Annotated in this window: 22 protein-coding genes and 1 tRNA gene; 13 read left to right on the forward strand and 10 right to left on the reverse strand. The window is 34.7% G+C overall.

The window, feature by feature from the left end:
* The first annotated feature begins 148 nt into the window (after positions 1 to 148).
* From CRV04_RS00685 to CRV04_RS12805, 9 genes are all read left to right on the forward strand, one after another.
* Positions 149 to 595, forward strand: a complete 447-nt coding sequence (locus CRV04_RS00685) for an SRPBCC family protein (RefSeq protein ID WP_128994700.1) — start codon at positions 149 to 151, stop codon at positions 593 to 595.
* Positions 596 to 783: 188 nt separating this feature from the next.
* Positions 784 to 2,937 carry a heavy metal translocating P-type ATPase gene (locus tag CRV04_RS00690; protein WP_128994701.1) on the forward strand — a complete coding sequence of 718 codons (2,154 nt, stop codon included), beginning with the start codon at positions 784 to 786 and terminating at the stop codon, positions 2,935 to 2,937.
* 64 nt (positions 2,938 to 3,001) lie between these two features.
* The gene (locus tag CRV04_RS00695; RefSeq protein ID WP_128994702.1) at positions 3,002 to 3,316 is read left to right on the forward strand and encodes an HMA2 domain-containing protein; all 315 of its coding nucleotides are present in this window, start codon (positions 3,002 to 3,004) and stop codon (positions 3,314 to 3,316) included.
* A complete protein-coding gene (locus CRV04_RS12925) occupies positions 3,316 to 4,062 on the forward strand; it encodes a ferritin-like domain-containing protein (RefSeq protein ID WP_228126420.1) in 747 nt (248 codons plus the stop codon). Before CRV04_RS00695 ends, CRV04_RS12925 begins: the two co-directional genes overlap by 1 nt.
* 94 nt (positions 4,063 to 4,156) lie before the next feature.
* The gene (locus CRV04_RS00705; protein ID WP_128994703.1) at positions 4,157 to 4,408 is read left to right on the forward strand and encodes a hypothetical protein; all 252 of its coding nucleotides are present in this window, start codon (positions 4,157 to 4,159) and stop codon (positions 4,406 to 4,408) included.
* Entirely contained in the window at positions 4,398 to 4,742 is a 345-nt protein-coding gene (locus tag CRV04_RS00710; RefSeq protein ID WP_128995070.1) for a magnetosome protein MamC family protein, read from the forward strand. The genes CRV04_RS00705 and CRV04_RS00710 overlap by 11 nt, the downstream gene beginning before the upstream one ends.
* 1 nt (position 4,743) lies before the next feature.
* A complete protein-coding gene (locus tag CRV04_RS00715; protein ID WP_128994704.1) occupies positions 4,744 to 5,064 on the forward strand; it encodes a YtxH domain-containing protein in 321 nt (106 codons plus the stop codon).
* A gap of 9 nt (positions 5,065 to 5,073) precedes the next feature.
* Positions 5,074 to 7,191: a heavy metal translocating P-type ATPase gene (locus tag CRV04_RS00720; RefSeq protein WP_128994705.1), complete on the forward strand. Its 2,118-nt coding sequence runs from the start codon at positions 5,074 to 5,076 to the stop codon at positions 7,189 to 7,191.
* Positions 7,192 to 7,194: 3 nt separating this feature from the next.
* A complete protein-coding gene (locus tag CRV04_RS12805; RefSeq protein ID WP_164969084.1) occupies positions 7,195 to 7,833 on the forward strand; it encodes a SpoIIAA family protein in 639 nt (212 codons plus the stop codon).
* 16 nt (positions 7,834 to 7,849) lie between these two features.
* Here CRV04_RS12805 and CRV04_RS00730 read toward each other — a convergent pair whose 3' ends face one another.
* The 10 genes from CRV04_RS00730 to CRV04_RS00780 all read right to left on the reverse strand — a co-directional run bounded on the left by CRV04_RS00730 (position 7,850) and on the right by CRV04_RS00780 (position 16,227).
* The gene (locus CRV04_RS00730) at positions 7,850 to 8,101 is read right to left on the reverse strand and encodes a hypothetical protein (RefSeq protein WP_228126421.1); all 252 of its coding nucleotides are present in this window, start codon (positions 8,099 to 8,101) and stop codon (positions 7,850 to 7,852) included.
* Positions 8,102 to 8,235: 134 nt separating this feature from the next.
* On the reverse strand, positions 8,236 to 9,033 hold the full coding sequence (locus tag CRV04_RS00735; protein WP_128994706.1) for a DUF4198 domain-containing protein: 798 nt from the start codon (positions 9,031 to 9,033) through the stop codon (positions 8,236 to 8,238).
* A 55-nt stretch (positions 9,034 to 9,088) separates the two neighbouring features.
* Entirely contained in the window at positions 9,089 to 9,388 is a 300-nt protein-coding gene (locus CRV04_RS00740) for a hypothetical protein (RefSeq protein ID WP_128994707.1), read from the reverse strand.
* Entirely contained in the window at positions 9,385 to 11,907 is a 2,523-nt protein-coding gene (feoB, locus tag CRV04_RS00745) for a ferrous iron transport protein B (RefSeq protein ID WP_128994708.1), read from the reverse strand. The genes CRV04_RS00740 and feoB overlap by 4 nt, the downstream gene beginning before the upstream one ends.
* A 1-nt stretch (position 11,908) precedes the next feature.
* Positions 11,909 to 12,151, reverse strand: a complete 243-nt coding sequence (locus CRV04_RS00750; protein ID WP_228126422.1) for a FeoA family protein — start codon at positions 12,149 to 12,151, stop codon at positions 11,909 to 11,911.
* Between the two features lie 9 nt (positions 12,152 to 12,160).
* A complete protein-coding gene (locus tag CRV04_RS00755; RefSeq protein ID WP_128994709.1) occupies positions 12,161 to 13,795 on the reverse strand; it encodes a DUF4857 domain-containing protein in 1,635 nt (544 codons plus the stop codon).
* Between the two features lies 1 nt (position 13,796).
* Positions 13,797 to 14,684, reverse strand: coding sequence for an ABC transporter ATP-binding protein (locus tag CRV04_RS00760; protein WP_228126423.1), 888 nt, complete (start codon positions 14,682 to 14,684; stop codon positions 13,797 to 13,799).
* A gap of 262 nt (positions 14,685 to 14,946) precedes the next feature.
* Positions 14,947 to 15,030: transfer RNA gene (locus CRV04_RS00770), tRNA-Leu, on the reverse strand.
* Between the two features lie 124 nt (positions 15,031 to 15,154).
* The gene (locus CRV04_RS00775; protein ID WP_071627412.1) at positions 15,155 to 15,469 is read right to left on the reverse strand and encodes a F0F1 ATP synthase subunit C; all 315 of its coding nucleotides are present in this window, start codon (positions 15,467 to 15,469) and stop codon (positions 15,155 to 15,157) included.
* 194 nt (positions 15,470 to 15,663) lie between these two features.
* On the reverse strand, positions 15,664 to 16,227 hold the full coding sequence (locus tag CRV04_RS00780) for a YceI family protein (RefSeq protein WP_228126424.1): 564 nt from the start codon (positions 16,225 to 16,227) through the stop codon (positions 15,664 to 15,666).
* Between the two features lie 121 nt (positions 16,228 to 16,348).
* On the opposite strand from CRV04_RS00780, the gene CRV04_RS00785 reads away from it, so the two are divergent.
* The 4 genes from CRV04_RS00785 to CRV04_RS00800 all read left to right on the forward strand — a co-directional run bounded on the left by CRV04_RS00785 (position 16,349) and on the right by CRV04_RS00800 (position 21,650).
* Positions 16,349 to 17,869, forward strand: a complete 1,521-nt coding sequence (locus tag CRV04_RS00785; RefSeq protein WP_128994712.1) for a hypothetical protein — start codon at positions 16,349 to 16,351, stop codon at positions 17,867 to 17,869.
* Between the two features lie 133 nt (positions 17,870 to 18,002).
* Complete coding sequence (locus CRV04_RS00790) at positions 18,003 to 19,343, forward strand: imelysin family protein (RefSeq protein WP_128994713.1); 1,341 nt, start codon at positions 18,003 to 18,005, stop codon at positions 19,341 to 19,343.
* A gap of 10 nt (positions 19,344 to 19,353) precedes the next feature.
* On the forward strand, positions 19,354 to 20,688 hold the full coding sequence (locus CRV04_RS00795) for a di-heme oxidoredictase family protein (RefSeq protein WP_128994714.1): 1,335 nt from the start codon (positions 19,354 to 19,356) through the stop codon (positions 20,686 to 20,688).
* Complete coding sequence (locus CRV04_RS00800) at positions 20,685 to 21,650, forward strand: imelysin family protein (RefSeq protein ID WP_128994715.1); 966 nt, start codon at positions 20,685 to 20,687, stop codon at positions 21,648 to 21,650. Before CRV04_RS00795 ends, CRV04_RS00800 begins: the two co-directional genes overlap by 4 nt.
* The last annotated feature ends 1 nt before the right edge of the window (position 21,651 follow it).

The raw sequence follows: 21,651 nt of genomic DNA on the forward strand, positions 1-21,651 counted from the left end.
ATAAATAGAATTAAACAGATGAATAACGTATAAAATATTAAACAGCTTTAAATAAAAACACTGCATAAAACCAAGTTAAAACGTGTCAGAAAGAGTTAATGCGACACTGCCTATAATGATACTATAGTAACATAACAAGGAGAGAAAAATGAACAGCATTATAAAACGTACTCTGATTAAATGCAGTATTGAAGAACTGTTTAAGTTTCACTTAAATTCAAGTAATATTGCACATATCACACCTTCAAATATTACAGTTGAACTTCTCAATGAAGACCCTGTTACCTATGTGGGGAAAGTGGTTAAACTTAAAATTACAAAGTTTTTTATACCGCAATATTGGCATGTGAAAATCGAAAAGTTAGATGAACCATATATATTGGTAGATGTTGCAATTCGTTCTCCGTTTGCATATTGGAAACATCAACATATTTTTACACCAAAAGAGCAAGGGTGGTGTGAGCTTAAAGATATAATAGAGTACAGACTGCCATTTGGCTTTTTAGGACAACTGTTTAATCCTTTGATTAAAAAAGATATTGAAAATATGTTTGAATTCAGACATCAAAAAACAAAAGAAATTTTGGAACAATAAGATAAAAAAGAGTTTCTTTTTAATATTAATTATTAAAATTAAAGTAATCAGAGGAAAATTGTATTATAATATGCACAAATTATTATGATGTATGAAACGGAAGTCTTGTTATTCTATTAAGAACAGAATTTGCACAGAGTATTACATAAATACACCCGCTTCCTTTATAGACAGCCAAAGGATCACACATGAACCGTCAAATTTATGTAAAAAGTATTGCCAATAATCGCGTACGTTTAAAGTCTGAGCTTTTTTGCACACAACATAATCTTGAGTTATTGGAAAAAGAGTTTCAAGATATTTTTACTTCGTTTAGAACCAATCTTTCATGCAAATCGATTATTTTTACCTACTCTTTAAATACAACCTTAGAAAATATTTTAAACAAAATGGAACGTCTGTTTCATATCACACTCTCTGTTCCTGCAAGCAATGTTTTGTGTGAAAACAAAAGTTGCAGCAGTTGCAGCCTGAAAAAACATGATGCCGTTTCATGGAAAAGAAAACTTATTGAATTTGGCTTGTTAACGGGGTATGCTCTTTATATTTTTATAGGCGAGAGTTTTTTAGGTGTAAGTATTGCTGCAACACCATTGAGTCTGGTGGCATTGGTCTCACTGGTTGCCGCCATTCCTTTATTAAAAGAGTCATGGCAAGAGATGAAACACAAACAGTTTACGCTTCATACGTTTATGAGTGGTACACTGCTTTTAGCTATATTTTTAGGAGAAGCAACGGCTGCCTTTGAAATCATCTACATCTTACGTGGTGGCATGCTTTTAGAGGAGTATATTGCCAATCGTTCACGTGAAGAGATACAAAATTTAGTAGAACTGGATATTCAAAAAGTCTATGTGCTTATTGATGAAGTGGAAGTAGAAATCGATATGCATACACTCAAAGAGGGTGATATTGTTGTAAGTAGAAGTGGTGAAAAAATCCCTGTGGATGGTATCATTATCCAAGGCAATGCAGAGATCGATGAAGCCATTATCAATGGTCGCAGTGAACCTACATTTAAACAAGAAAATGAAGAGGTTTTTGCTGGAACAGTGTGTGAAAGAGGGCGTATTTATATTGAAGTTTCGGCTTTGGGTAATGAAACCTACATCTCTCGAACCATGAGAGAAGTGGAGTATTCTCTTATGCAAAAATCACCCAGTGAATTAGAAGCAGACCGATTAGCAAATCGACTGCTTAAACTGGGGACACTTTTAACTGTAGGAACTTTTTTTATAACAGGTTCATTCACAGCAGCTTTTTCTACCATGATTGTCATGTCGTGTCCATGCGCTACTGTTTTAGCTGCATCTACAGCTGTCAGTGGTGGGATTGCTAATGCTGCTAAGCAAGGTATTTTAATCAAAGGGGGCGATGCCTTAGAGAATGTGAGTAAAAGTGAAGTTTTTTGTTTTGATAAAACAGGAACACTCACAACGGGTCGTCCAGTTATAACGGATATTGTCAGTTTCAATGGTTCAGATGAAAACAGAGTGTTAGAGTATGCTGCTATGGCAGAATATCGAAATTCACACCCCATAGCAAAAGCGATTGTGGCACAAGCTAAAGATAAAGGTATGACATTTGAACACACTTTAGAAAGTGAAATCATTCCTGGATTTGGCGTTAAAAGTACCTATAATAGTGAGCGTATTTTAGTAGGTAATAAAGCGTTACTTCACCGTTTTAAAGTTGCGACCAAAGAGTACAGTAAAACGGTCTCTGAACTTTTAGGTAGTGGAAAAACGGTGGTGTATGTGGTTAAAGGTGAAACCATTTTAGGACTGCTTGCTTTAACGCATGAGGTTCGAAAAGGCACCAAAGAGATGATTCAACACTTAAGAGATAAAGGAGTAAAACACATTGTACTTCTAACAGGGGATGAGGTACAAGTGGCCAACAGTTTTGCTTTTGATTTTGGTTTTGATGAAGTCTTTGCCAATCAAACACCACAAGGAAAAGCTGAAGCGATTATGCAATTAAAAAAAGAGTATGACAAAGTGGTCATGGTTGGGGATGGTGTAAATGATACGTTTGCCATGAGTAAAGCAGATGTGGCCATCTCATTTGCTGCAGGTGGAAGTGAAGCAGCGATTGCCGTTTCAGATATTGCAGTGACACACTCTCACCCTGAAGATGTAGTGAATTTATATGATATAAGTAAACGAAGCTTGAATGTAGTGAATCAAAACTACTACATTGGTACGGGTACAAATTTAATAGGGGTAGGACTTTCTGCAGTTGGAAAATTAACTCCGGTTGGTGCAGGCTTGATTCATATTGGACATACTCTAGGAATTATGTTAAACTCTTCTAGACTGGCTATTGATACTAATTCTTGATTTATTTTAAGGTTAAGTTAAAGTGGGTTTTTGAATAATCATTAAAATCAAAAGGATACAGTAAGTGATTACGGTTGATAAAATTATAGAAATCAGTTCTTACCTTACACTTATTCACCATACAAAAGGGCGAATACGTGTGAGAGTAAATCCAAAAATAAAAGAACAAAGTGAAAATATCACATTACAAGATATTGAGCAAATTCCTCAAAAGATTGATGGAATTAAAAAAGTTAAAATCAATAAGATAGTAGGTTCTATTACCATAGAGTATGACAACACAATTTTCCCTGATTATTTATGGAAAAACCTACTCAATCAAGAGAACGTTGAAGAGATAGCAGAGATTTTAAACAGACTTTCAAAAGAGGTAGAGTAATGGAAAACACGACAAACCAAGAGGTGTTAAAAAACTTTGATGATGAGGTGCTTAAAACATTTAAAGTGGATGTAAACAGTGAAATTCCTGTACTGCATCAAGTTTTGAGGATTGCTGTTTATGATGAGTATCATGCGTATGAAACTTATAAAAAAGTATTAGAAACGTTTGGAGACACACCACCATTTACCAATATCATAGAAGCCGAAGTAAGACACTATCAAGCACTTTTACATCTGCTTGAAAAGTATCAAGTTCCTGCTCCTTTAAATGATTGGGAATCTAAAATTGAAGCGCCCAACTCTGTTTTAGAAGCGTGCGAAATAGCAGTGGCTGCAGAGATTGATAATATTCAAATGTACGACAATCTGATTGATTATGTTCAAGAGTATCCCGATGTGCTTGATACGATGTACAAACTTCAAGCAGCTTCATACAATAATCACTTGCCAGCATTTAGAAAAGCAGTGGCACAACACAGCCAGTTAGAAAATGTGAACCTCAATGATATTCATCAACAATACTCTGCACATAATCTTGATGATGCCATTGGCAAAATGGATGAAATTGGACAGATGGTTCAAAAGTTTTCTGCTGGGGATGTATCACAAGAAGATTTAATGAAAATGTTAAGCAACACTAACCTTTCATTTATAGGTGGGGCACTTTTAGGTGCTGTAGGAGCAGGGGTGCTTTCACAAATGATTAAAGAGAATGAACATAAATCTACACAAGAGGAGGATTAAGTATGCCCATTATCCCTTTTTCGTTAGGAGCCGTAGTAGGAGCAACACTCATGGTGATGCTTAAAACAACCAAACAACATAATAAGGAGAAGTAATGTTACCGTTTATTGCAGGAGTAGCCGCTGGAGCAATCGCAGTTGTGGCTTATAACAACAATGATAAAATCAAAAAAAGTGTTAATGAAGGTACTAAAAAAGCAAAAACATTGGCCGAAAGTGGATTAGAAAAAAGCAAAGAGCTTGCAAAAGATGTCAAAGCAACCGTAAGTGAAAAAGTGGACTCCATCAAATCAAAAAAGTCTGAAACCAAAACTGAAACCAAAGGAGAAGTCAGTGATGCCAAGTAATTTAGCAATCAATACAGGTGCACCCAGAAACGTAACAGGTCACGTAGTAAGTGGTGCATTAGCAGCAGGAGCCTTAGCAGCAGCGCTCAACTACAATAAATATAAAAAGGGTGAAATAGCAAAACAAGAGGCGATCAGCAACTCTTTAAAACTCTCTGCTCAAGGTGGTGTGGCAACAGGCAGTGCCATTGCTGCAGCAAACTACATGGGTAAAGGAAACATCATGGGAGTACTTACAGCTATTTCTGTTGGTGCCATGGGAGTATATGCGGTAGAGAAAGTGAGTGAAAAACTTGAAGAGAGACAACGATTAGAAAAAAGAAAAGAGGCATAAAATGCATAAGAATACGATTCAAAATAATCCATACATCAATACTCAAAACCAAGGGTTAAATGATTTGAATTTGGCCAATCAAAATCCATATATTAACAACGCACCAGCTGATGGTTTATTGGGTAATTTTGATACGGGTAAGTTTTTATTAGGGGCTGCTATTGGTGCTTTGGGTGCTTATGTGTTGACCAATGAAAATGCACAAAAAGCAATTTTTAAAACCGTGGCAAAAGGAAGTGCGCTTTTTACAGCTGGAATTGAAGAGATGAAAGAGCGATTTGAAGATGCAAAAGCTGAAATGGAAGCTGAACCAGTTGAGTAAGAGAGTCTCATGAGTTGTAACATCAAACTGGTACATAAAACGAAAAAACGTTATCGATTTTATTGTCAAGAGTTAAAAGGAACAGAGTATAATAGCTCCTCTTTAATTCACAATTTAAAATCAGTAGACGGTATCAACGCAGTACGTATCAATCAAAAAATTGGCACCATCATATTTGAACACGAGGGCGTCTCTTTAAGTGTAATAGAAGAGATGCTTGCTTCTTTGGATATGAATAAATATAAAACATGCCAAACATTTATAAATGATTGTATGGATTGTATCAGTGATGAAGAACCCAGTCTTTTTGGTGTAACACGTGCAGGAACGGCATTGGTCGCTGAACGCATGGTCTCCAATGACACAGCGAAGATGTTTATTACTTCTTTGGCTGCTAAACCCTTGCTCATTGAAGGGGTTAAAGAGCTCTTTTCTGAAGGTTTAACCTCAAAAGTACTTGAAGCCACAGCTGTGGGTGTGAGTATTGCACGAAAAGATTATCTGGCTGCGAATAGTACGAATACCATGTTGGAATTGGGTGAATACATTGAAGAGACAACCGTACACAAAAGTGATGATCTTATTAAAGAGTTGGCCAAACCAAACGTGCAAAAAGCATGGATAGAAGTTGAAGAGAAGGGCAAAGCCGTACAAAAATTGGTCAATACAGCTGAGATAAAAGTGGGTGATATTGTAATTGTAGGTGCGGGTGATACCATCGCTATTGATGGGCATGTACTTTCAGGAAGTGCTTCAGTGAACCAAGTCTCAATGACAGGTGAAAGTGAACCTGTGGCAAAACAACGAGGTGATAAGGTGATTTCAGGAACGGTTGTGGAAGATGGCAGACTGAAAATCTGGGCAGAGTATGTGGGAGAAGATACTGCAACGGCACGTATTAAAAACTACATTGCCACTTCACTGAATGAGAAATCAGCCATTGGCTTAAAAGCCACAAAATTGGCTGATAAATTAGTACCCGTTACCTTAGGTTTAGCAGGTGTCTCTTATTTGATTAATCGAGATTTTGAAAGCGTGGCAGCGGTTCTGCAAGCTGATTATTCGTGTGCCTTGAAACTGGCAACACCGGTTGCATTTAAATCTTCGATTTCAAAAGCAGGTAAAAATGGTATCATGATAAAAGGAGCCAAAGCGATTGAAGCATTAAACAATGTAGATACGTTTGTTTTTGACAAAACAGGTACCCTTACTTATGGTGACTTGGAAGTAGAATCCATTAACTCTTTTTTACCTAAATGGAAAGAAGATGATATTTTAAATCTTACAGCCAGTGCTGAAGAACACTACTTTCATCCCGTTGCAGAAGCGGTTGTAAAAGCTGCACGTGAAAAAGGCTTTGTTCATATGCATCATGAAGAAGTAGAGTTTATTGTGGCTCATGGAGTTAAAACCATCGTCAATGGTAAAGAAGTAGTTATTGGAAGTCGACACTTTTTAGAAGATGATGAAAACATTGATTTTTCTAAACATGAAAAAAAGATAGAGAAGTGTCTGCTTGAAGGTCGAACACTGCTTTATGTGGGCTATGATAAAAAATTACTTGGAACCATTGGCATGCGAGACCGAGTGCGGAAAAATGCAAAAACAACGCTACAAAAACTTAAAAGCATGGGTGTAAAAGAGATTGTGATGCTCACGGGTGACATTCAAGAAAAAGCAGACTCTTTGGCCAAAGAATTAGGTGTAGATACGGTCTATGCCAATATGAAACCTACTCAAAAAGCAGAGATTATAAAGTCATTGAAAGACAAAGGTGCTAAAGTGGCTTTTGTGGGTGATGGAATCAATGATGCCCCAGCATTAATGAGTGCTGATGTGGGTATCAGTATGAGTAAAGGGGCTGATATTGCTAAAGCCACAGCCGATATTGGTCTGTTAAAAGATGATATTGATGCGGTGGCGCAAGCAAAAGAGTTGGCCAATAAAACGATGAAACTCATCAATAATAACTTCAATGCAACGGTGGGGGTCAACAGTTTGATTTTAACGGGAGCAACCGTGGGATTGTTCAGTCCTATTACCACAGCAGTGTTGCATAATGGTACGACCATTGGATTGCTTTTTAATTCAATGAAAGGTGTCAATATAACTAAGAGGGTTCAATAAATAATGGAAAACGAAGCAAAAAAAATCACCATTCCTACACTGGATTTGGATACAAAAAAAGAGATTGCAAAGATAGGAATGACCGCAACCATGGGGATTACTGTGGCAACCTCTTTTTATATGAAAAATAAGTTAATGAAACGATTACACGTTGTAGCTGGTGCTGCGTTGGTTGGTTTTTCATATTGGCACCATACCTTATATCAACCTGCAAAAAAAGTTAAAAATATTTCAATGGTTTTAAAAGAAGAAGTTCTTGAGGAGTTTAATGAAAAGAATTTGGCCATCTCATTAAACAACTTTTTTGTTGAAGTTGCTATAACAGGCAAATTAACTCATAAAGAGTTTGCACTATTTCAAGAAAAAATTGAGTTGTTAATGGAGACTTATAAAGTACCATCCATGAATATTTTACTTGATATTACTCAAATAGAAGGTATTGAGTTAAAAGCGTTATGGGATGATTTAATATTTACCATGAATCATATAGATGAATTAAAGAAAATTGCTATTGTTGGAAACAATAAAGTTGAAGAGTACACTGTACATTTAGCAGATAAATTATTCTCTTTTGATTTAGAATATTTTGAAGAGTATATAAAGGCAAAACAATGGCTTTTAGAGGGGAGACCTAGCAAGTAGGTACTCGAGGTAATATTTAGTTAATAGCATTTTTAGAAAGGTGAACATACCAATCTTCTGTTAAATCATTGATTTTTAAATTATGTAGAATAATCTCTAATCCTTCATGCGTCATATTCAATTCTTCTATTTTCTTTTCAGGAATAAACAACACTTCTATACAGTAGTCAAAGAGTTGTTCTTCACAAACGATGTCCTCCATTCCCCATCCTTCTTCAAATTCATTTATAATAAAATATCTTTCATGATCATTCATTTTGTTTTTCATATAATACCTTTGATAAATTAATAATGAATCTTATAATTAAAATACTTTCTTGGAACTTAAAGGCGAAAATTGAGTAACTTATAGGAAAAAATTCCTATAAGTTTTGAGTGCTATTTATTTGTAAGGTAGAACTATTATTTCATTGGTTTAGCTTCGACCCAAATAACAGCATCTTGGCTGAGCTCTTTGCCTTTGTATTCTGTATCAGACCCCACTCCTAAAGCGCAAAATCCCCAAAATCCAGCTTTTGGAATTGAGAAGGTAAATTCACCATCTTTATTTGCTTTAATTCCCATTGTTACAAATGAATCTTGAGGTGCTTCGTATTTGTTAGGTCCCATGGCATTATTTTTCATATCGGGGGTATTATTTATATACTCCACTTCTATTTCTGCAAATGGTACGGGTTTGCCATTTGATTTTACAACACCTGTAAAACTTCCATGTTCCCAAATAGAGTAAGGTTTTGTTAAAGGAACAATTTCAGCTTTTAATCCTAATTCAGCATCCCAATCGGTTGGAGTACCCGCTACATTGATGACGGTTTTTGTAATTTGTTGGATATATATTCCTTCACCTGCTTCAAAATATGGCACGGGCTGCATAATAAATAAGTGGTCACCCATTCTTCGTGCTTTATATGATGATTCAAAAGCTTTTCCTGAGTTGTGTTTACCTTTCCAAGTAATAGGCTTTAAACTCTCTTTTAAATTTTTCTTTTTTCCTTTATTAATGACATAAAACTCTTCGACTCCAGCCATATCCATCGTATGTTCATCAGCAAATGGATGAGTAAATACATGTTTAAACTCTATTGTTTCACCTTTTGGCAATGCTGTATTGGGCGTATATACCATTTGAAAGTGTGCAAATGCCGATGTTGCTGCTATTGAAGCAGCTGCTAATGTACTGATTATTAACTTTTTTGTCATTTTTTTTCCTTTATGTGTATAAATGAAGTACCGTGTTAAGTGTACTTTATAGTGATTACTCAGTAATTTCTGAACCTTTTACATGTACTTGGTGACCTTCTCCTGCATCAAATACAGCACTGTATGATCCTATAGGTTTTTTAAATGTGACTTCACTGTCTTCATTCATTTTTGTTTCAAAAGTTTTTTTACCATCTTCTAAAATATGAAATTTAACACCACTTGCACTGCTTCCATCGCTGAAACCTCCTTCGCAAGTGATGGTACCATCACCATTATCAAAACAACTCATAATCGCTGTATGAGCAAACACAGAACTAGCTAAAAAAGCTAAACCAATTAAAATTTTTTTCATCTATTTTCTCCTATATTAAAATTGTTTTCGTAAACGTTGTATTGTCCTTTTGCTTTGGATTGTATTCCTCCTTTCCAGTTGATGTTTTTAGTTGGGAACAGACCAATAATAAGTGCTATAAGCACAACTGTTATGTAAAAATAAATCATCGCCTCAACACCACTCCAGTTATTAAATGAACCCAAACTAAATATAACAGATGAGATGATAATTCCTAAAAATACAGGAAAAAATATAGCAAACAGCATCCATTTGTAACTGTTAGTTTGCATTTTTACTACAATCATCGTTGCAATACAAGGTGGTGTTAATATCATAAAAATGATAATAGCCACAGCATGCAAAGGGGTATAGCCGCTGTTAAGTGCCATTGCTTCTTCTGCTCTCATATCATCTGCTTTATTATTTTCATAGATAGAACCAAGCGTTGCAACAGCGCTCTCTCTTGCAGCAAAAGAACTGAGAAAAGCAACATTGATTTTCCAGTCAAATCCTGCATAACGTGTTAGAGGTTCTATAGATCTTCCCGCCATACCTAAAAGTGAACTTTCAACTTTGTCGTTTTTCATCCCTCTTAAAATTCTTTTTCTTTGAGTGGAGAGTGTTCTTAACGCTTTGTTGACTTTTTTGGCTTCTTTGTCTCTTTTGGGTTTAATAAATTTAAAAGATGAGGGATTGATTTCACGATACTCATTATCCACATCTTCAGCTCCTTCACGAGAGCTTGTAACCATTCTTTTAGCTCTGTATCCATCATAATAGTTTAATAGTGTCGATACCTTTTGTTTGGTATCTACTTCGTTATAATAGCTACTGGATTTCACTTTTTTATCAAAAGTTTGAAGTGCTTTTGTTCCTTGTGCTTCATATACTTTCATGGCATTTTCATCAAGTCCAGGAAATTGAAGCATCGCAAATAGTACAATAGCAACTGCTAGCACAATGGTCACAACTTTTTTAATGTATAACCATACTCTTTGAAATGCTCTGATGATAACCCCTTTAAAAGTGGGTAGATGATAAGGCGGAAGTTCCATTAAAAAAGGAGCAGTTTCTCGAGTGCTTAAAATAGTGGCGGTAATGATTCTTGCTACAATCATGGCTATAAAAAGTGTGATGGTAGAGATAAAAAACATCATAATAGCCATATCAGGTTTGAAAAAGGCACCTAAAAGAAGAGTATAAAAAGGCACTTTCGCCAAACAATTCATGTATGGAACAGAAAGAATGGTTGCCATTCTTGCTCTGTCATCTGCAATTCCTTTGGTTGCCATTACTCCTGGTACTGCACATCCACCAACCATAGCACCTCCTAAAACAAGAGGAAGAGTTGATTGTCCATGCAGACCAAAACGTTTGAAAACCCTGTCTAAAATAAAGGCCATTCTTGGCATATAGCCCACATCTTCCATGATGGCAATAAGTGCAAAGAGAATAAAAAAGATGGGAAGATAGTTCATGAGAGCATTTCCACTGTTGACCATCCAAATACCAAAATCGGTGATCATCGGAACATCAATAAAATCAGCAGCAGGTAAAATATCAATAACCAAGTTTTTAAAAGCAGCTAGTATAGGCCAAGTATAATCGGTAAGTTTGTATCCACCCACAATGGAAATTTCATAAACTAAAAACATAAAAAGAATCAAAATAGGTAAAGCCAGAAATCGATTTAAAATAATCTTATCGGCCTTATCTGTTAAAGTTGCTTTTCCTAAATTTTTCTCTTTGATGGCATTGTGGTGTATTATATCTGCTGATTCATATCTGTAGGATGCCAAAAAGGATGGGGCATCTTTATCATATTTTTCATGAAATAATTTCTCTTGATTTTTGATATACTCATCTATATCATTGAACTCTGTTTTTAAATGGGAAATAATGGAACTGTCACCTTCTAAAGCTTTAATAGCAAGCCATCTTTTATTTAAAACAGATTGTGTACTTTCGATTTTTTCTTCAATGTTGTGAATATGAGGTTCTAACTCTTCATAGTTTATTTTAAACTCTTCATATTGGTGTGCATGAGTTACCGTATCAACAATCCCTTTCATGATATCTTTGCCACCAATACCTTTTGAACCAGATGCTTCTATGACAGGACAGTTTAACATTTTTGATATCTTTTTAGAATCAATCTCTATACCCCTTCTTTTTGCTACATCCATCATGTTTAAGACAACAATTACAGGTATACCAATTTCTAAAAGTTGAAAAGTTAAATAGAGATTTCTTTTAATATTTGAAGCATCTACTATATTGACAATAACATCAGGTTTTTCATCTATAATAAACTCTTTTGCCACTCTCTCTTCTAAAGAGTATGAACTAAAAGAGTAGGTCCCGGGTAAATCAACCATTTCAATTTTGTAGTTATCATATTTAAAATAACCCACTTTTTTATCAACAGTTACTCCAGGGTAGTTTGCTATATGCTGTTCAATTCCACTTACAAGGTTAAATATTGTGGATTTACCACAATTGGGTTGACCAGCAAGAGCTACTTTAATGTGTTTCATATTATTCCTTTACATCCATCTCTATAAGAAGAGCTTCACTTTTTCTGATACTTAAGTTATAGTTATGGAGTTTTAACTCCATGGGATCAAAAAGAGGAGCTTCTCGTATAACCTCTATTTCCACATTATTCACAAACCCCATATCTAAAAGTTTTTGCAATAGTTTCCCTTTTGCATAAAGCTTGTTCACTTTTGCTTTTTCACCTTTTTCTAATGACGCCAGTGTTCTCATTTTACTGTTCATGGTTTCTCCTTATTTAAAAATTTTTTCATCAATTTTATTGAAATCTTTGTCAAATACTGCGGCGTGATATTTTATGTGATCGTCATATCTTACTAAGTAATATTTGGGGTTTGAGATAAACAGAAGTTTCATCTTTTTATAGTCAAAACCTTCTATATCAATTTTTTTAAACTTGAGTGTTTGATAATCTAAAATATAAAAGTTACTTTTACTGTCTATGGCAAAACCAGCAAGTCCCCTCTTTTTATTTTCACTTATTTTCATAAATTTAAGCTCTATGCCATCGGGATACTTTATATGATTTAAGTAGAGGGTGTTGTCATATCGGTTGAGTCTAAAAAGTTTATTATTTGAATCCAACATAAAATAACCCAAATCAAAAGGCTTCATATTGGTAGCTTTCCCCCAAACATTTTTTATGGGAAAGGTAATCTCGTGTGTAAGAGGTAACTGAATCATCTCTTCTATTAAATGAGTATGAGTATTGTTTTGAGATTCATCATGTTCAATATGGTCAAGTTCATAAAAATCAATCGTATCATTTTCAAAAGAGACCATCTCTTCGGGAAATCTAATCATACCAATGTTGCTTTGAGGATTAAAAAAAGGATAGATTTGGATTTCTTGTTTTTTTAATAAACTCGGATTATATGAGAAACTGAGTCTCGATTCTTTAATGGTTTTTTTATCATACATCTCTCCATCAAGATGTAAAGGAAGTTTTCCTTGAATATCCAAGTCTCTCCAATATACAAACGGCAAATAAGATTTATACGTATTCATATCAAACGTCTCTTTTTCATCAGTGCCATATTCAAATTGATGCTCTCCAAAGTTTTTTTGATAGACAAACTTTTTTAAAATAGGAGAATAAAATATATAGTACTTATTAAGATTGTTTTCATACTTGTCAATATAGAGTTGGTATGAAAAAAACAGAACCGTTATGGTTGAAATAAAGATGGAAAATTTAAATATAAAGCTCTTTAATCTCTGTTCTTTAATACTGTAAAAACTATCAAGTGACACAAACAACAGTATCAATGCAATGAATATCCAAGTGAAATCAATCGATGAAAAGGTGGTTTTATGAAACACAAAAATAAGCAACAGTGTTATAAAGAGTTTGAGTGTACTTATAATTGCATTTTTTTCAATAACCGCACTGGATATACCCAGATAAACAATAATGGAACCCAAGAAATAAAAAGAGGTGTCTTTCACAGAGACCATTCCTATCTCTAAAGGGTAGTAAAAAGAGACAATCATCACAATAGTCAAAGTCAAAAGTAAACTTAAAATAAAGATATAGAAAATACCAATAAACAGGTGTAAAAACAGAGATCGTTTTAATGAGATGGGTAAGTGAGTCATGATTTTGATTCTGTTTTTGATTTTTTCAGGAACAAATTGAAATACAGCAACAGCAAAACCAATGATATAAAAGAGATACGATAGAGACTCATAAGGTTTTTGTTCTAAAGAAGCAAATCTATACCACATCATAGATTCAGGTTCAACTGTAGAGAATTGAAAATTCAAGTTGTACCAAAAATTTGCAAGAATAACAAAGGAGACTATCATTAAAAGTAAGATAATAAATTTGAGTTTTAACCACTCTTTTTGGATAATTGAACGGATCATCTTAATATTTCCCTACAAAACCTAAGAACTTATCTTCAAAGTCTGTTTGAATCTCTTCTAATTCATGAATATCTTCAAAGGTATAAATCTTTTTTTCACCTTTATACTCTTCTAGTCTATGGATTCTTGTTTCACAAATTGTTTGGTTGTCGAGTTTATAACATTTAAAGTTCTCTATAAAGTTTCCCATGGTATCTTGGTGTATCCTCCCACCTCGTTGTATAATGGCCATTTCATCGATAAGGTCTACTAAATCTCCCATTACATGCGAAGTAATAAGAACTGTTTTATTGGTATCTTTGATATAATCTTTTAAATAATCAATAAAAAGTCTTCGATAACCAGCGTCAAGGCCCATTGAGTAATCATCCAGTATTAAAAGCTTTGCGTTTTGAGCAAAAATTGCCCCCAGTACTACTTGTGATTTTTGCCCAAAAGAGAGCGTAGAGAGTTTTTGTTCATAGTTGAGTTCCATTAAATCAACTAAGTTGTAAAATATCTCTTTATCCCACTTTTCATAAAAGGGAGCTAAAAAAGCTTCAAACTCTTGTATAGACATATAATCATAAGAGATAAACCCCTCATGTAAAAGGGCAATCTCCTTTTTGGCTTGATTGGATAAATTATGAGAAGGTTCTCCAAATATTAAACACTCTCCATGGTTTGGTTTGATATATCCCATCAAAATATTAATCAGTGTGGATTTTCCTACACCATTTTTACCTAAGATTCCATACACGGAACCCTCTTTAATAGAAAGATTTAAATTGTTATAAATGGTTTTTAAACCAAAATTGTGTGAAAGATTTTTTATTTCAACAATCGTTTTATTTTGTTCAAGCATCTTTATTTTTACTTTTGCACTCCGCGCTGCCACAATTGCAACCACTATTTTTAAAAGTTTTTATATAAATATAGTACAGTGCCAATAACGCTACTACACCCAGAATAATATTTTCCATTGGTCAACACCTTTTAAAAGATTTTTATTATGATAATCAATATTAAAATTATATTCTTAGTTTTCTTTTAGCATACTTAAAAGAAAAAAATCAGAGATGATTTGAACAATGTTATTGAAGTTTTGATTTAAAAATGAGAAGAGTGTTGTTTATAGGATTTTCAATGGATACAAGAGATAAGTTCATTAATGGTGCGACTGGAGGGATTTGAACCCTCACGCCGTGAAGCACGAGCCCCTCAAGCCCGCGTGTCTACCGTTCCACCACAGTCGCATAGTAAATTAGAGAAAGAATATTACCCTAATAATATTTAATTTAATTTTAAATGAGGCATAAAAAAAGGTCAAGAGTCAAAACTCTTGACCTTTTAAGGTTATTAAATCTGTAGATTTAATGATTACCCTAAGAATGGGTTTGCATATAATGCAATCATAGCAACAACAAGTGCATAAATAACTTGTGCTTCGATCATCGCTAAAGCAATGAACATTGTTGTCATTAATTTTCCACCTAAACCTGGGTTTCTAGCAGTACCAGCGATTGTTGCAGCAGCAGTGTTACCCATACCGATAGCACCACCAAGTGCAGCAAGACCAAGACCAATACCTGCAGCAACTACAGAGTAAGCTTTTAAAGTTTCGTTTGCAACCGCACCATCAGCAGCGAATGCAGCACCAGCGATAGCCAGCATTAAAAGAACGATTTTTTTCATTCTAGATTCCTTATAATTTTTTATTTTACAAAGTCCGTTCGGCTTGCGTATCCCTACTTATCACTTTGTTCGGCAAGAAGTATACATTAAGAAATTTTAAAAGAAGTTTATATTGAGTAAAGGATAAGCAGTAATTTAAAAAGTTAAGCTTTAAATTGTACAAAAAGTAACAAATAAAAGTGGATTTCCCACTTTTATTTGATGGCATCACCTTCAATCTCTAGGTTGATTCTAACAATGTCGCCTACAACAACACCACCTGCTTCAAGTACTTTGTTCCAGTTCAGACCAAAATCTTTTCGATTGATTTTTGTTTCTAAAGAAAACCCTGCTTTTTTTACACCGTTAGGCGCGACGATGCTTCCTCCATTTTCAAACTCAAATTCCACTTTCTTTGTAATGCCTTTAATGGTTAAGTTTGCGATCATATCCTCACCATCAATGCTTAACATCTCTAAGGTCATGATGGGAAATTTTTGTGCATCAAAAAAGTCAGCACTTCGTAAGTGGTTGTCTCTTTTTTCAATGGATGTATCGATGCTGTTGACTTTTACTTCTCCTTTAAAAGCTGTAAGTGTCCCTTTTTTTTCATCATAATCAAACATTCCATTGAACTCTTCAAAGTGACCAACCACATTGCTGATCATCAGGTGTTTGACTTTAAATCCCACTTTAGTATGAGACGTATCAACTTTAAAACTTTGTGCATTTAAACTAAGGGCTGTTAAAATAACAGCAATAAAAATTTTGAACTTCATGTTTATTCTCCTTTTAGAAATTGCTACCATTTTAAAGTCTTTTTTTTCATTTGTCAAGTTTTTGTTATATTATGGGAAAGTCAGAACTTTTAATGTATAATTTTGCATCAAGGAGTTTCTTATGAGAAAACTATTTCTGTTTTTAAGTCTTTTTATTTTATTGAATATCTCAACAGCGTATATCTTTTTATTCACTTCTTTTGGTAATCAAACGGTGGCCTCTATTATTGAAAATAAAGTACATGAAAAGGGTATTGCTACATTTAAATTTGATTCTTTTGTTATTACCATGAGTGAGATGAATATAGCGGCATCTTTGGATGAGAGTTCGAAATTCTCTGTTGCAGGTGAAATTGCACCATTGAGTCTGAAATTCAATTTAAAATATGACGTGAATTTCGAGGATCTTTCAAAATTAGAGCAGTTCACAGCACAAAAACTTCAAGGAAGTTTCCAAACCAATGGTGAAATCAATGGAAATAAAGAGTTGCTTTTAGTAAAAGGGATTACAGATATTTTTGGAAGTGATTCTAAATATGATGTGGTGTTGAAAAACTTTGCAGTGACCAATGTGGATATTGCAAGTAAAGGGGTGAAGATTGAAAAAGCGCTCTATACACTCAATCAACCAGCCTATGCAACAGGATTGGTGGATATAAATGGGAAAATCACCAACACAAAGATTCCGACGCTTGCAGGACAAATTACAACCAATATTCATAATGGGGCATTGAATAATAAAGTTGTCAATGAAGCATTTAATTTAAAACTTGACACGGTGAAACTCTTTCAAGGAGAAATCATCACCGATTTAAAACCGTATATGGTTGAAAACAGAGTGGACTTTTTTACCTCTATTGTCAATGTATTTGTACAAAAAGCGCGATTGAGTTTGAAAGATAACTCTTTGATTTCAGATTATCAAATTGTGTTTGAAGATTTAGCACGTTTGTATGATATAACACAAATGAAATTAGCTGGTAATTTAGAAATCAATGGTACGGTTAAAAAAGATGATAATCTTGAAATCACAGGAATTTCTGAAACTTTAGATGGAGAAGTGAACTATACACTTTATAATGATGAGTTAACTGCAAGCATGAAAGATATTGAAGTATTGGCGTTAACAAAGATGCTGACATACCCCTCTTTTTTTGATTCTAAAGCCAATGCCAATGTGAACTATAACTTAGTGACTCAAAAAGGTGACATCACTGCGATGTTGGTTAATGGTCAGTTTGTGAAAAACAGATTTTCTTATTTAATCAATACTTTGGCTAAGTTTGATATCACCAAAGAGGTGTATGAAAACTTTACACTCAACAGTCAAATTGATAAAAAAGTCATCAATTCAACAGTGAATATGAAGAGTCAATACACTCAAATCACGGTGCCTAAAAGTAGGGTGGATTTAGAGAACAAAACACTCGACACCAATGTGAAACTGGATTTAAAAGGGCATAAGGTCGAAGCAAAAATCAAAGGCAATATTGATAAACCTGACATCTCAATTGATGTGGGTGAAGTACTCAAACAAAGAGCTGAAGAGAAAGTAAAAAAAGAGCTCTCAAAAAAACTCAATGACAAACTCTCGGACGAAGAAATGGATGGATTAATTAAAGGATTAAAGTCTCTCTTTTAATCCCCATCCTCTCCCTTTCCACCTTATTTTAATAATTATTATCACTATTAAGTTTCTTTAAAGTCAAATGATGTTTTAATTGCATATCTTATTGATAATAACAATCATAATTACAAAATTAAAAGGAAGAGATATGAAAAAAGTGAAGTTATTGATTTCAGGAATCAGTATAGCTACGGCATTGATAGTATCAGGTTGTGCAAAAGAGAGTGTGGATGCACCTGTTGCAAAGACATCAGATATTGTGCAAACGTATGCAAAAATTGCAACAACCAATTATAATGATGCTCTTAATGATGCTGTTAAACTACAAACAGCTGTTAATACATTTACACAAAACCCAACAGAAGAGACATTCCAAGCGGCAAAAGATGCTTGGATACATTCACGAGAATCATATGGTCAATCTGAAATTTTCAGATTATCAAATGGTCCTATTGATGCCGAAGAGAATTGGATTTCTGAAGCATATGGCGCTTTAGAAGGACAAATCAATGCATGGCCACTTGACGAAAATATGATTGATTATACGATTGATGCAGATGGTAAAAAGACTGCAGGAAATATCATTGACACTGCAGGTGCATTTAATCCAGGTGGGGAACAAAGCACAGAGGTTGATGTAACAACCATAACCAAAGAGGCGTTAACAAACTTGAATGAAAATGGTGGTGAAGCAAATGTAAGTACGGGTTACCATGCAATTGAATTCTTACTTTGGGGACAAGACCAAGATTACTCTAACTTCATTAAAGATCAAGTTACTTCAGGTGATTTAGTTGCAGGACAAAGACCATTAAGTGATTTTACAAGTGACGTGAATGCACCAAGAAGATTGGCATATTTAAAAGCTGTAACGGATAAGTTAGTAGAGGACTTACAAATCGTTGCTTCTGCTTGGGATAATAAAGTTGATGGAACAACAGGACTTTATAAAGCGGCGCTTTTAAATACATTAGAGGGTGAAAATGCAGATAAAAACATTGATGAAAAAACAGCAATGAAACAGATTTTTGCAGGTATGGGTGTTTTTATTAAATCAGAACTTGCAAACGAAAGAATTGCAGTTGCAGTATTAACTCCAAGTGAAGAGGACGAACATTCGTGCTTCTCTGACAACACGCATCGAGATATCGCTACAAACTACCAAGGGTTCAAAAACGTTCTTTTAGGAATCTATGAAGGTAAAAAATTAGGTAAAGCACCAATCGATGCATTGAATGAAGAGGACAAAAAACGAGTAACGACGTTAATGACTTCTATCGAAGCAAAAATTGCATCAGTGGATGAAGTGGCTCGAACTTCAAGACACTTTGACCGACAAATTATCTCAACGGATCCACAATCAAAAGTGATTGTTAAACTTAAAAATGAGATGAGAAAACTGGGTGATGAAATGGTCAATGTTGCTAAAGCAAATGGAATTGACTTAACTGTTGATGATGTAACTGACGCAGAAGAGACACAAATCTAAAAGAGATTCGATGAAATCATTCATAACAATATCAACACTCACAGCTTTATTGGCTGTGAGTGTTTTTGCCGTTCAAACAACTCATCCTTCTAAAAAAGCTTTTACAAAACCGTATGATGGTTTAAATGATGAACAAATCGATTTGTCGATGTTGGGAAAAAGTTTTTTTAGAATTCCTTGGGTGGAAGCACCCAGCGCAACCACTGCAAGAGATGGATTGGGACCACTTTTTAATGCCAACTCCTGTATCAGCTGCCATCCCAATAATGCTTTAGGCAGTCTCTTTACTAAGGATGGCAATATCAGCAGAAGTGTGGTCGTACGTCTCTCCATTGACAGCAATAATTCACAAGAACATCAAGCGTTAATGCAACAGCAAGGTTTTGTGCCTCACCCCGTTTATGGTGCACAATTGGCAATCAATGGGGTTAAAGATGTTCCTTTTGAAGGACGACTTAAAGTTGTGTATGAACAAAAAAAAGTTGTTTATCCTGATGGAGATATGGTCTACTTAAATGTGCCTCACTACTCATTAATCGATTTAAATTACGGTGAAATTTCAAAACAGACGCATATCAGTGTACGAAAAGCACCTGCTTTGGTTGGACTGGGTTATGTCGATGCCATTTCTGATGAAGCCATTCTTGCCAATGAAGACGTGAATGATGCAAACAAGGATGGCATCTCTGGTCGAGTAAATTGGGTCTACTCTAAAGAGAAGGGTGGCTTAGCTGTAGGAAAATATACGTATAAAGCCAGCGCTCCCACAGTTAAAAATCAAATTGCCAATGCCTTTTTTAATGACATGAGTTTGACCACCTCTTTTTACGGAAAAGATAATTGCACTTCGTATCAAAAAGAGTGTTTGAACGCACCACATGGAAGAGATGAAGTGGATGTACCTGATTTACGTTTGGATGCGATTGATTTTTATCTTAAACATTTAAAAGTGCCGGTGGTTGAAAACAAAGATGCTAAAGCAGAACAACTTTTTGAACAAATAGGGTGTACCTCATGCCACATTCCATCTTTGAGTTCATCTAAGGGCAAACCCGTTTATGTCTACAGTGATTTTTTATTGCATGATATGGGTGAAGAGCTCAGTGATGGACGTGTAGAGTTTATGGCACAAGCAAATGAGTGGCGTACCGCTCCATTGTGGGGCATTAACAGTTATGACAAGGCCATTGGACAGAGTGCAGAGTATTTACATGATGGACGAGCAAAAAGTTTAGAAGAGGCCATTTTATGGCATGGTGGAGAGGCCTTAAATGCTAAAAAAGCATTTATGAATTTAGCCAAACAAGACAGAGAAAAACTATTGAAGTTTTTAGGAGAATTATGAGAACGCTATTCGTAGGACTGCTTTTTGTATGCTCTTTATTTGCACAAGATGCAAAACAGAACATACTCAATAAAGTATTAATCAACGACACACAAGTAACAATTGATGTAACAAAAAAGTTTATCACAGATTTAGATGATAAGAGTGAAGAGGTTTTAAAAAAAGATTTTCAAGAGCTGATTTATAATTGGAAAAAAGTGGAAGCAGTATATGTTGCGGGGGATTTAGACAGTGACTATTTGGATTCACCACGATACATTGATGTCTATCATAACCTAAAAGAGAATCTTCATGAGCAGATGCAACGTGTGAGAGAATCCAATGACAGTTTGGCTGTTTCAATGTTTAAAAACTCATTTAAAACCATCAATGCTTTAGAGTATATTCTTTATTCAAATGAGAAAATCACCACTAAAGACAGAGCGATTTCTAAAATGATATTGCAAAATATTCAATCTCATTTAGAAGATATCTTAGAAGTGTATACAACTAAAAACAGACAGTTTTTAGAGGATGAAACATTTACCAATGCAGCAGTGATGAATGCTTTGGTTGGAAGTGCGTATAAACTCAAAGAGTGGAGAGTGGCTGATGTATTGGGTGCCACACTTAAATATAAAGACAATCCCAATAATAATCGAGCAGAGTACTACTTAAGTAAAAATTCGGTCTTGGCTTTAAAAGCGATTTTAAAAACACATCAAGCAATCTTAGATGCACCTGAGTATTTTGATTTTGGGGATTTATACATCAAAGACTTAACCCATGATGAAGTCCAAATTACTCGACAAATCATCAAAGATGCCTTAGATGCATTAGAAAAAATTCCCAATGATGACTTGACAAGTAAAGAGGCAAAAGAGTTCTATGTGATTGCAAATAATTTATATAACAACTACTTCATGTCGTTGATACAAGAGTTGAAAATCACATCAAAAATTCTGGATGCTGACGGAGACTAGT

This window comes from Candidatus Marinarcus aquaticus (assembly GCF_004116335.1).
In the GTDB taxonomy this organism is placed as follows: Bacteria; Campylobacterota; Campylobacteria; order Campylobacterales; family Arcobacteraceae; genus Marinarcus; species Marinarcus aquaticus.